Genomic DNA, 13,381 nt, shown 5'->3' on the forward strand with positions numbered 1-13,381 from the left:
TGTTATTTATGCTGCTTGCTCATGGCATTTTTTTTCTGTTAATTCTTGTGCCTGCCCCTGATCAAACTTGATATGGCGATCTGCAAGGTGGAAATACTTGTCATCATGCGTTACAGCAATAACCGTTTTGCCTTGCGACTTCAGCCAGGGTAGTAGCTCCTGATAAAATAAAGCTCTGAAATGAGGGTCCTGATCGGCTGCCCACTCATCTAAAACATAAATATCCTTATCTTCCAAAATCGACGCAATCAGAGCCAGACGCTTGCGTTGCCCCTGGGAAAACTGTGTCGCTGAAAACCCTTCTTTGTCGACGTTTAGCTTGTGATCCAGCTGGAACTGCGCCAGCAAAGTACGTGCCTTCTCTTCGTTCGCTGGCGATCCGTTTGCATCCAACAGCTCACGATACAAATAGAAATCGGGCAGAACCATGGTTATTTTTGCACGATACTCATCAAGCTGTGCCGCACTGACCGGCATATCATCGACCTGGATTGCACCTTTAGACGGCGTGTATAGTCCCAGCAACAAATGCAAGAAGGTCGACTTACCACTGCCATTTCCGCCTGTAATAAAGATGATTTCACCTCGATTGAACGTCAGGTTTAACTTTGGCAAAGAAAATGCGGTATCTTCTCCTTGAGATTCATAGGCAAAAGACACATCTTTAAACGCAATCTCATGCCAGTCTTCACTGAGTGGCTGGTGAGTTTGCTCAGCACCGTTCTCCTGCTCACTGCCTAACTGCAAAGACTCTATTTTTTGTAATGATACTCTCGCTCTGGCAATGTTTTGCCACAGATTCATCACATACCCAAACGGTGCAGAGATGTAAGTCACAATCAGGATATAGCTCATCACTAATTCAGTGCGCTGCAAATAATGGCTGACTGCCACTATGGTGCCCAAGGTAATAAAGATAACCACCTGACTAATATTGCGGTTAATATCCCAGGCAAATCCGTACTCACGCTCACTGCTGCGTAGTTCAGTCATGACCGGCTTCAGACGCTTTTCGAAAAAGTACTGACGTCTGTCCTTATTAACCGTAAGCTGTTTGGCACCATCTAATATCCCTTTGTAGCCTTCAAATACGTGGTCCTGATGTTCTCGCATTTGATTCGCTGCACGTGTGATCTTCGCCATCACGACTTTGGTAATGAGAAATGACACGAAAGCAGCCAACACCAATATGCCAAACATCACTTCAGATAACACAAACAAGTAACCAAAACAGGCCAGCAATAAAAAGCTGTTGTAAATGAACGCTGGCATTTCGGCCAAGGCCCCTGAAATGGCATTCACGTCGTTAGTCAGGACATTGTAGAGCCTGGCTCTGCCTGCTTTTTCCAGTTTGTCATAATCGGTGCCCAGGATCCGGCTGACCAGGTTCTGACGTACACTGTTGATCGTCCCCGCACTGTACTGAGACAAGAAATAGCTCGTTGTCATCGACGCCATCAGTAAAAAAGCAACTAAAACGGCAAACACCACTACTTCAAGCGGTTGAAAACCCGTCTCACCACTTTCCCCAATCATATGAAACAAAGCTATCGATGTTGCTGCTGTGAACAAGCTAGCGAGCCCCGATAAAAACATGATTTTTTTAAATTTTTTAATATAGTAAAGCAACATAATAAACCTGCTATTTTTGGGGCTCGCATGACCGAGCCTCATGACTCACTTATAGTTCCACTGGCTCACCCATTGAAACTACAACCCGACGCTCGCCTTTAAATGGATCACGACCATGCGAAACCAGCATGTTGTCCATCAGTAACACGTCACCTTTTTCCCACAGGAATGTCACTGTGGCCTTCTTATATGCTTCATTAATGTGGTCAATTACATCATCAGGAATCACTGAACCGTCGCCATACATGGTGTTGTACGTGAGTGCTTCTTCGCCAAACTGAGAAACCAGTTCTTTTCTGATCACCGGGCACAGGCTTGACGGATGCCAGAAAGCAGCGTGGTTGAACCAGACTTTCTCACCTGTATGAATGTGCTCACGGACTGCTGGACGAACCTGACGCGTACGGATCTGGTCGGCACTAATAATCTCCAGTTCAACATCCGCCTGCTGACAGTAAGCCTTTACTTCTTCTATATCATCGGTATTGAATGCTTTTTGCCAGGTTGGGCCCAGGCCATTGCCATAGTTCCGAACCAGCATCCAGCCATGCGCTTCAAACTTAGCTTTGATGTCGGCATCAATAAAATCATGCACCTTCCTGACATCAGCAATCGGTGTCGCACCGCGCTCTTCAGCTGGGATCATGCAGCTAAATGCGATTTTCATCGGCCACTGTTTGATGTACGACAGCTCATTGTGCTGCGCGATGCTTAGCTCATTCGGGAATTCAGTCGACGTATACGCCCCTTTACCCAGGTTAGTACGCGGTGTCGCCCCTTCCATATATTTTGCCAATGTTGGGATGAACTCGTTAGCGACTTCACGGAAGTCGTCTTCATTTTGTACGTTAAAACCACGCAACAAAATGGCACCATATTGCTTGAGCTGTTGATCAATTTGCGCAGCATTGTCGGCAACCCACTGCGCAGCATTATGTGCCCCAGAGGTGTCTTCAATAACCAAAGGAAAATCAGGACCTTCGGGTAAAAACCCTTCCTTCAGTGCCGATGTTGCTGTTTGACCATTGTACTGCTCGTTGAAAATAACTGTATCTTTTAACATGGTAATTTCCTTAATTATTTTTAATTTAAATACTTATTAATCAGTGTTTTAAGTTCATTTCTGCGGATAATGTCATGATGATCCGTATCCGCAATGGGGTGAAATTCGCAATGTGCCAAACGCGTTTCCCACCCCTCTGAGGCAGAGAAATCATTGGCATAAATGAGTCGTGCATGACCACCTGACGGTGTACAACTATGGGCCGCGAACAGCGCCTGGTTATGGCTCAGGATCTGCCACTGGACTTGCAGGTCCGCAAGCGAAAAGTCTTCAGACACAACCTGTTGTGCGACACATAACTGATGCAATAGTGCCAAACGTTGCTCACTGCTTAGCGGCTGGACATCAGCCATCGCAATGCCTTCCAGTGACACGCCTAATTCCGTAGCGAAAGTACCCAATCGCGCCAGCTCAGTGTGATCCAGGTTTTGTAGTTCCGGGACATAGGCATCAATCATCGTCAGGCTTAGCACCTGTTCCTCGGCTAGGCTTTGCATGGCATGTCCGATCACGCCTCCCATTGACCAGCCAACCAGGTGATAAGCTCGCTGTCCCAGGCCCTGGTGAAGCACAGACCAATAATGCGCGGCCAGTGCAACGATGGACTCACTCTGCTCAGTGATGGACTGCAAGCCGTAAATCGGAGCCTCAGTGTGCAGCTGCGCCACTAACTCGGCATAACACGTCAGCTGACCGCCCACAGGGTGAATGAAGACAATGGGAGACAACTGGCTATCACCTTCGCGCAAACACACCAGTTCCATCTTGTCACCGCACTGACCACCAGAGGCATCCACCAGGGCGGCTAATGCTGCCAGGGTTTGCTGCTGGAACACATCCAGTGCGCTGATGTGTATGCTGAAGGCCTTTTTAATTGCCCGCACCAGTGCGACCGCTTGCAAAGAGTTGCCACCCACGCTGAAAAAGCTCGAGTCTTTATAGAATGCCTTATCTTCCGGTAGTCTCAATACGGTGCGCCAGACAGATGCCAGCTTCAACTCTGTGGCCGTGTTCAGCGGCTCACCAGCACAGGATGACTCAACCTGAGGCAGTGCCTTGATATCGAGCTTGCCATTTCGCGTGACTGGCCAGTCTGAGACTGCGATCACGTGCTGTGGCACCATATAGCCAGGCAATTTAGTGCGCAGCGCCTCGCTCAATTCCGCATGCTTAAACTGCTCAGAACGGGGCTGAACATACGCCACCAACGCCGGAGTATGATTGTGTCCTGCAACAATCATCACATGTGCGCGCATCACCTCAGGGTTCGCCAGCAACTGCTGCTCGATCTCGGCCAGCTCAATACGATAGCCGTTGAGTTTCACCTGGTTGTCAGTCCGACCGAGATACTGCAACAAACCATCCGCATAGCGCACCACATCGCCGGTTTTGTATAGCTGGTGATGACCCGGCTGACCATCGCTAAACGGTGAGTCGATAAAGCACTGAGCAGTCAGTTCAGGCTTACCCAGGTAGCCCTTCGAGACCCCATCGCCACTGATATACAGCTCACCACTCATGCCCTCAGCAACGGGCCGCAAATAAGCATCCAGTACATACACCCGGTTGTAAGGCAATGGCAGCCCCAAGTGCGGGCAGGCGCCCGTGATGGGAGCAACTGTTGCATTGACTGTGCACTCAGTGGGTCCGTACACATTCAAAGCACTGCGTGCAAAATCTTGTTGCCAGACGACTAAGCGTTGCCACAAGGACTCAGAGATGGCTTCACCACCGATAATCAGATCGGGGAGCTGCGCCCCCAGACCCTCATCCAGCCACATTTCCACCAGGCTCGGTGTACAATCCAGTACCGAAACAGAGGTTGCACTGAGGTATTGAGCAAACTGCTGTGGTTGCAGCTTCAGCGCTTCTGGGATGGGCGTGAGTGTCATGCCAGCAATCAATTGCAGCAAACCCTGCAGTGAGGCATCAAACACGTAGTTTGCATTCCATCCCCAGTTCTTGTTGCCCTGACAAACGGACCATTGCTGCATCTGTGCCATCAATGCCAGCGCATTATGATGAGACACCATGACCCCTTTTGGTTGTCCGGTTGTCCCCGACGTGTAAATCACATAGGCAAGGTCTTGAGCAGATGCCTTATCCAGTGCCACATCGTGCTTAACCGTCACGTCTTGCAGCGTTTCAAGACTGATCACAGGGCAGGTCTGAGCGCTGTGCGAGGCCTGATAACCCGGCTGTGTGATCAATAAGCATGCATTTGCATCCGCCAGCACATACTCGGCACGTGATTGCGGCGCATTGGGGTCCAGCGGCAGATAAGCTGCGCCGCTCCGTAAGATGGCAAGTAACGCAACCACCATGTCATCACTTTTGTCCATTTGGACCGCAACAACCTGACCTCTGCCCACGCCATAGTGACTCACCAAAGCCTGTGCACACTGTGTCACACGCTGTGCCAGCGCATCAAAAGTCCATGTCTCGTCGTGCCAGACCAGGGCAACTTCTTTAGTACGTTGCGCTACGGTGTGTGACCAACATTCTGCCAGGCTGGCTGCATCGACTGAATACACCGGGGCCTCGGGCTGCAAACGTTCAAGCAGCGCCGCCACTTGCGTCTCACTGCATACAGTGAGCGAAGGCAAAGGCAGCGATAAGATATCTTGCTGCTCCACGCACTGTAACAATACCTGCTCAACTTGCTGCGCAACCCGCTCGATGGTATCAGCCGTGAATAAACTGGTGTCATATACCCAGTGCATCGTCAGCTGCTGTGCTGACAAGTCAAAATGAATGTCGAGATCAAACTTGGTCGTTACCGCGCTGCCAGATACTGCTTGGAATGAAACATCATTGAGCGAATCACTCGCAGACGCCTGACCCAGCCTAAAGTTCTCTTCACTGTCGGTCGTCAGCATGATCTGAAACACAGGAGAGAGTGCGGCTGAGCGCGTCACCTTGAGTGCATCCACCACGGTGTCGAATGGCACCAGATTATGTGACTGCGCAGCAACATTGATCTCTCGAATGTGCGCAAGATACTCGCCCAGCGTGGCGAAATCTGTTCGCGTGGTCAGGGCCACGGTATTGACAAATAATCCAACTAAGCTGGCCAACTGCTGATCATGCCTGCCCGCTACGGGGGTACCGATCACGCACTGGGTATCAAGACCATGCTGAGTCACCACCAGCGCCAAAGCCGCATGTGCCAGCATAAACGGCGTCAGATTATGTTCACCGATAAACTGCGTGAGCGCCTGTGCTTGTGCCTGAGGTAGCCTGCGAGTTACCACGGCACCGCACTGCTGTTTGGTCTGCGGCCGCGGGAAATCCAGAGCGATACCATGCTGTGCGGGTGCATCCTGCAGTTGCGCACACCAATAGTCTAACGAGGTCTGACAGGCAGCGCTTGAAAGATAACTCTGCTGCCAAACGGCATAATCTGTATAAGCCAGCGGATTGTCCGGTAATGCCATCGACTGATCTGCCAACTCACTCTGGTAGCAGGTGACAAACTCAGTGAAAAACACGTTCATTGACCAACCATCAGTGGCGATATGATGCAAGCTCAATAGCAGTGTGCCCGCCTCATGCTGCTCCCCTTCAATGTAGGCAGCTCGCAGCAATGGCGCTTTTTTCAGGTCAAAGGCGGCATTAATTTGCGCCACAGCCTGAGCCAGTACGTCTGTATACTGTTGTGGTGTGGGGCGATAATGCACCAGCTTAAACTCTGTAAGCGGCTGCACCACCTGTACTTCACCCGCTTCAGTTTCATGGTAAGTGGTTCTCAGTATTGCATGACGGTCTAACATCAAGAGCAGTGCCCGCTGGGCCGCTTCAACGTCAAACTCGCCCTGCACCTCAAACTGGTAAGTCAGATTGTATTGCGTGCTCGCGCCCCCAAGCTGATCAATAAACCACATTCTGCGCTGAGCCGCTGACAGGGGATAACCATGCTGCGATACAGGGGCTTTTGTCACACTCAACTCGCTGACAGTATGCTGATACTGTGCAACTAACTCAGTGAATTCAGCCAGCACAGGGGTTTCGAATAGGCACTGTACAGGCACCTCTGAGTGCAAGGTTTGGTGAATTTTGTGTATCAGGTTCATCGCCAGCAATGAATGCCCACCCAACTCGAAGAAATTGCTCTGCATCCCTACCAGTTGCGGCTCAAGTTGCAATCCAGCGGCCCAAATCTCTGCAACAGATCTGGCCAACGCCGTGGTTGGTGGGGTCAATTGCGCCGTATCTGTAGTCAGCTGACGAACCAGCCGGGCACGATCTATCTTGCCGTTGGCAGTGAATGGCATGGTGTCCAGCTGAACAATCTGCGCGGGTATCATGTGCAATGGCAGGCTTGGCTTTAAGACCTGCTTTAATGCCTCGACACTCTGCACCTGATGACAGGTCACGTAGGCTATCAGGCACTTTTGCCCACCCTCGTTTTCAACCTGAACAACCGCTTCTTTGATTTCTGACAGGCACATCAGCGCATGCTCGATTTCCCCTATCTCAATCCTGAACCCACGGATCTTGACCTGGCTATCGGCTCTGCCGACAAAACACACATTGCCATGCTCATCCCATTTAACCAGATCACCGGTGCGATAAAGCCGCTCATTGGTTATCGACTTCGCCTCGATAAACCGCTGTGCCGTCATATCTGGTTTATTTAAATAACCTCGCGCGAGCCCTGTCCCGCTCAGATACAGCTCTCCGACAACCCCGATGGCACAGCGCTTTAGCTCGGGGTCCAGAATGTAGCAGCCCGTCCCCGAAATAGCCTGACCAATTGGATAGGCACCTTCGTCGATGGCATTGATCTCGTAATACGTACTGAATGTGGTGTTTTCAGTCGGTCCATAAATATTGTACAAATGCACAGGCTTACCATGAGACAGTGCCTGATCAATACTATGCTTGTCGAGCTTATCACCGCCAACCATAAGGGTAGAGAATGAGCCGAAGGCATCAGGCCTAATGGCGACAATCTGGTTAAACAAGGCGACCGTAACAAAGGCAACGCTGATCTCCAGTCGACGTACTTCTTCGGCAAACCGATTGGCATCCAACAAGCATGCTTTGTCCAGCCCGTATAAAGTAGCCCCATTTGCCAGTGCCCCCCAAATCTCAAAGGTCGCCGCATCAAATGCCGTGTTAGAAATGAACAAGATATTGTCAGATGGACTCAGTGACACATAATTAGGTGTGATAACCAGGCGCTCGATACCCGCATGCTCAACCATCACCCCTTTTGGCTGACCTGTTGAGCCTGAGGTGTAGATGACATACGCTAGGTCCTGAGCCGTGGTATCCACATTCAGGTTACCGCGATGCTGCGCCTGGATAGCATCGGCAACATTGTCTGCATCAATGGCTATGACATCAGACACATAGGCTTCAAACAATGAAGCTAGTGCCGTGTTTGTCAAAACATGTGTAAGTCTCGTGTCCTCAACCATGTATTGCAGTCGGGCAGCCGGGTAACCCGGGTCCAACGGGACATACACCGCACCAGCCTTAACGATGGCCAGCATGGCGATCACCAGCTCAGCAGAGCGTTCGAATGCCACACCGATGTAATCCCCAGGCACGACGCCCTGTGCTTGCAAGTAAGCGGCTAACTGGTTGGCACGGGTATTCAGTTCATCATAATTGACGCTGGTGTCAGCCACACAGATCGCCTGTCTGGTTGGCGCTTCAGCAGCCCAACGCTCTACATACCTGTGTATCGGCAACTGTCGGGATGGATATTCTACCTGGTGTTCCCAGGTTTTAAGTTGAGCCACTTCCTGTTCGTCACTGAGTACCAATTCGCCTACAGGCCGATCCGGGTTATCAGCAATTTGCTGACAAATGGCCTGTAGCTGCCGAGTCATTCTCGTTATTGTTTCGGCTTTGAACAGGTTAGTGTCGAACGAAAAGCTAACTCGAATACCATCCAGGGTTTCAACCAGGTTAATTTGAATATCGTATTTTGCACTCAGTTCCGCCGCGTCAAATGATTCCAGAGACACGTCTCCGGCCATCGGTATGTCGGCTTCGTCGGTGACATCCAGGTTATTTTGAACTAACGCAATCTGAAACAGCGGATGATAACTGTTGCTACGTTCAGGTTGTAATGCTTCCACCAGGTACTCGAACGGAATGTCCTGATGTTCCAGCGCCGCTTCGTTTACCTGCTTGGCGCTGCCTAACAGCGCCGCAAATGACTGCTGAGCATCCGTGCGCAGACGCAAAACCAGGTTGTTAATAAAACAGCCAAACGTTCTTTCTAGTTCTTTTTGTTTTCGTCCTGCAACAGGTGTGCCGACGACCACGTCATCGCTGCCAGCGTAGCGGCTAAGCAGCACAGAGACCGCCGCGTGGAATAGCACAAACAAAGAGGTGTTCTGACTCATCGCCAGTGCCTTTAATTGGTCGCTCAGCGCACCTGGGAGCTGAACTGCGCAAAAGTCACTTTTCCCGCCCGTCGATGCCGGCCTGGGGAAATCCAGCCCGATATCATGAACTGTTGGTAAATCCTGCAACTGTGTCAACCAGTAGGATTTAGATGCCGCGATCTGATCACCGTTCAGAAGTTCATACTGCCAGTTTGCATAGTCTGCATACTGCACAGGTACCGCCGGCAGATCTGGCGCCTGACCGGTAAACAGCGCGTTATAAAAGTGCTTAAAGTCGTCAAGCAATAGCGCCATTGACCAGCCATCAGCAGCGATATGATGGACATTGAAAAATAGAGTGCCATGTTCAGCTGACTGCCTGATAAAGCCACCACGAAACATCAGATCTCGCTGCAGATCGAAAGGTTTCTGGGCATCTTTATGTACATATTCCAGAGCCAGTGCTTCACTTTGCTCTGCGCTCAAATGACTATAATCTTCAATGACAAAGTCGACATCACCCGCTTCACGGATGACCTGGACTAATTGCTCGCCTTCATAACGCACCACTGTGCGCAACACTTCATGACGAGCAATGATCATTTGGATAGCCTGACGAGCGAGTTGCTCGTCAAACTGTCCCTCTACACGCACGCTATTTGGCATATTGTACACAGCAGCAGAATCTGACAGCTGCTGTGATAACCAAATGCGTCGTTGTGCAGAAGAAACGGGCAGTTGCCCATTTCTATCTACTGGCGCGATATGATAACGCTGCCGTTCACTTTCTAGCGCAGCAAACTGCTGTATATGGGCAATCAGAGCCGGTTTATTCTCCTTTAGCATCGCTATGAGTTCAGGGATCAGGTTACTTTTTTCGCCAGTGATATTCAGGTTCTGGCCGTCCGTAGACAGCCCGATACCTAAAGAAGAGCACTGTTCTATGATGTGCTCTACACTCATATCACCATCCTTTCAGCGTCATCGCTCACTGCTGCACCAGACATAACCAGTTTCTGTTTCTCATACATTTCACACTGCTCTGCCAAGGCTTCAATGCTTGGATTTTCCATCAGTACCTTAAGCGGGATCTCGATGCTAAGCTGCTCCCGACAAGCACTTGCTACACGGATACCCAGCAGTGAGTGACCACCAATAGCGAAGAAGTTGTCATCCATGCTGATCTGCTCTTTACCCAGCAGCTCCTGCCAGATAACCTGCAAACGCGCTTCCATATCGGTTCTGGGGGCAATGTAATCATCTACCACTTCTTCCAGTTCAATGCTTAACAACGCCTTACGGTCTTGTTTACCATTTTTAGTCAGTGGCATTTCTTCCATTTCGATAATGACAGCCGCCACCATATAAGCAGGGAGTTTGGTTTCCATCAGCTGTGTCAGGCGGTTCTGATCCACATCCGCACCAACAACGAAGGCCACCAGCTGCTCGTCTTTCACTAGAACTGCAGCATCTGTTACGCCATCATCTTCCAGCAGCACAGATTCAATTTCGCTTAGCTCAATGCGGTAGCCACGCAGCTTGACCTGGAAATCACTACGACCAAGGTATTCGACTGTGCCATCTGCCAGCCAGCGACCCAAATCTCCGGTTTTGTAGATGCGACCAAATTCAGCCGACTCAATAAAGCGCTCTTGGGTCAGTGCGTCGTTATTGAAGTAACCACGGGCAACCCCCTCACCGCCGATGTAAATTTCACCTTTCGCGCCCGGCGCCAATGGCGTCAAGGTATCGTTAAGAATGAAGGTCTGACAGTTAGGCAATGGGTTACCAATGTTGGGCACTGAGTCTGCTTTAATGTCAGAGAAGGTCGCGTTAACAGTACATTCTGTCGGGCCATATACGTTCAGTGCAAAGCGCTGATGTGCTTCACTGTGCGCCGCCACTTTTTGCCATAACTCAGTGCTGATTGCTTCACCACCAATCAACAGATTTGGCAGCGCCAGACCTTTCTCGTCCGCTTCACGCAGCACCAGGTCTACCAGTGCTGGGGTGGTATCCAACACATCAATCTTGTTCTCGGTTAGGTAGCTCAACAACTGGCTGGGGTCTTTACGCAGCTCGTCTTTCAGCAAGTTCAGCTCCACACCGAATGCCAGCTGAGTCAGTGCCTGTACTGATGCATCAAAGATCATCGGAGCATTCCAGGCCCAGCGATACTGACCTGACACACCACGCTCAGCCAGTAGCAATTGCATGCTGTTTGCGAGGTTGACCAGATTGCCATGCTGTACCGCAACCCCTTTAGGCTTGCCTGTTGAGCCTGATGTGTAAAGGATATACGCCAGTTGCTCGGCATCGAGCTCGATGGCATCAGCGTTCACTTCCCCGTCGCCCGCTATCTGAGTGTGGTCAATCGCAACAGTCTGACAATCGATATCAGCGAACTTATCGGTGTACTGAGGCTGTGCCACAACAATGTTGAGTCCGGTATCTGCGCTAATGTACTCAATACGATCTTTTGGTGCTCCCGCATCTAACGGCACATAGGCGCCGCCTGCATGCATAATGGCCAGCTGAGCAACCAGCTGCTCAATACTACGGTCAACACAAATACCGACCGGCGATTCTTTTGCCACGCCCGCAGCCGTCAACTGCTGTGAAAACGCACTGACCTTAGCTGCCAGCTCGCCGTAGCTGATTGCGTCATCTTCAACACGCAGTGCAATCGCATTCGGGTTAGACTGGGCAAATTCAAATACTGACTTGATCAGGCTCTGAGTATTTTCAAAAGAGTGTTCGTGATTGGTCTTCCAGGGCTGTACAGCGCCTTCTTTCACACCGGAAATCTTAGAGACTTTTTCTTCGCCATGGGTAATGGCATTTTCCAGTAATGCTTCGAATGATTCAGCAAAGCTTTCAATGGTATTGGTATCAAATAAGTCTGTTTTGTACTGCCAGACAAATACCAGCTGACCTTCTTCCACCATGGCACTCAGCGAAATGTCGAAATTCACGACATCGATACCCGCTAAGATCTCTTCCGGATTAGACATCTCCAAACCTGGCAACTGGAACGTGCCGCTTTCGTGGTTTTGTAGCACAAACCACAACTGGAACATCGGCTGATGGCTGCTGCTACGCTCTGGGTTGAGATCTTCTACTAATGCGTCAAACGGCAAGTGCTGGTGCTCAAAGGCTTCAAGTAGCGTCGTTTTGTTGCTGCGGATCAGCTCGTTGAAGCTTGGGTCGCCAGATAAATCTGTACGCAGAACCAGGTTATTAAGGAAAAAGCCAATCAAAGGCTCAACGTTCTGGTGCACTCGTCCTGCAACAGGCGTTCCCATCACCACATCTTCTTCCGCACTCCACTGCCCAACTAGCAGTGCATAAATCGTCTGTAGTGCCATAAACTGGGTTACCCCTTGTTCACGGCAATAGGCATCCAGCTTATCTGTCAGCGTTTGCGTCAACTCACGACGAATAGAATTCCCCAGGAAACCCTGTTGTGCCGGACGAGCGCGGTCCAGTGGTAAACTGTGCGTGGCAGGTAAGTCCTGAAGCTGATCGCGCCAGTAACCAATTTCGCTCTCCAGCACGTCACCTTGTAACCACTCGCGCTGCCAGTGCGCATAATCTTTGTATTGTACTTCCAGCTCTGCCAGCGGGTTAGGTTTACCCTGACTGTAAGCCGTGTAAATTTCTAAGAACTCTTTAACCAGGACGCCAATGGACCAGCCATCAGAAGCGATATGATGCATATTGAACAAAACATAATGCTCTGAATCAGAGGCCTTAATTAACTGCACGCGCAGCATGGTATCGTTTTGCAGGTCGAACGGCTTAAGTGCATCCTGCTCGGCAAGGGTACGAATTTCATCATACAAATCATTACCTTGAAGGTGCGTAAAATCGATGATACTCACGGCACTGGCAACCTCTTCACGGATCACCTGCTCACATTTATCGTTGGTTTCTTTATACACGGTGCGCAGGATTTCATGACGTGCAACAACCGCATCAATGGTTGTGATGAACGCGTCCTGGTTGAGAACACCCTCCAGTTTAAATGCCGCCGACATGTTGTATTGTGCCGTACCTTGTTCAATGCGGTCGATGATCCACAAACGCTGCTGAGCAAATGACAATGGAATTGGACCATCGATCTTCGCTGGCTTAAGCTTCTGTTTTTCAACAGCTTCTTTCTGTGCAGAGAATTGATTGATGAACTCAATCAGCTGTGCTTTGTTCTCTCGCAAAATGGCAATCATTTCATTGCTCAGCCCGCCTTTGGGTGCGTCGATTTGCAAGTTGCCATTCTCAACAGAGAGGCGAACTCCTTGCTCAAGACATTGATTTATTATTGTTTGTGTGTTCATTG

4 protein-coding genes are annotated in these 13,381 nt (G+C 50.2%); all 4 read right to left on the bottom strand.

Annotated elements, in window-relative coordinates:
- Positions 1 to 6: 6 nt before the first annotated feature.
- Genes AT705_RS11995 through AT705_RS12010 form a run of 4 tightly spaced genes read right to left on the bottom strand, consistent with a single transcriptional unit; the run spans position 7 to position 13,379 of the window.
- Positions 7 to 1,632, bottom strand: coding sequence for a cyclic peptide export ABC transporter (locus tag AT705_RS11995; protein WP_058796773.1), 1,626 nt, complete (start codon positions 1,630 to 1,632; stop codon positions 7 to 9).
- Between the two features lie 49 nt (positions 1,633 to 1,681).
- The gene (locus AT705_RS12000) at positions 1,682 to 2,695 is read right to left on the bottom strand and encodes a TauD/TfdA family dioxygenase (protein ID WP_082668980.1); all 1,014 of its coding nucleotides are present in this window, start codon (positions 2,693 to 2,695) and stop codon (positions 1,682 to 1,684) included.
- Positions 2,696 to 2,715: 20 nt separating this feature from the next.
- Positions 2,716 to 10,005, bottom strand: coding sequence for a non-ribosomal peptide synthetase (locus tag AT705_RS12005; RefSeq protein ID WP_058796774.1), 7,290 nt, complete (start codon positions 10,003 to 10,005; stop codon positions 2,716 to 2,718).
- Positions 10,002 to 13,379, bottom strand: coding sequence for a non-ribosomal peptide synthetase (locus AT705_RS12010; protein ID WP_058796775.1), 3,378 nt, complete (start codon positions 13,377 to 13,379; stop codon positions 10,002 to 10,004). Before AT705_RS12010 ends, AT705_RS12005 begins: the two co-directional genes overlap by 4 nt.
- Between the last annotated feature and the right edge of the window lie 2 nt (positions 13,380 to 13,381).

This window comes from Pseudoalteromonas rubra, assembly GCF_001482385.1.
Classification (GTDB): domain Bacteria; phylum Pseudomonadota; class Gammaproteobacteria; order Enterobacterales; family Alteromonadaceae; genus Pseudoalteromonas; species Pseudoalteromonas ardens.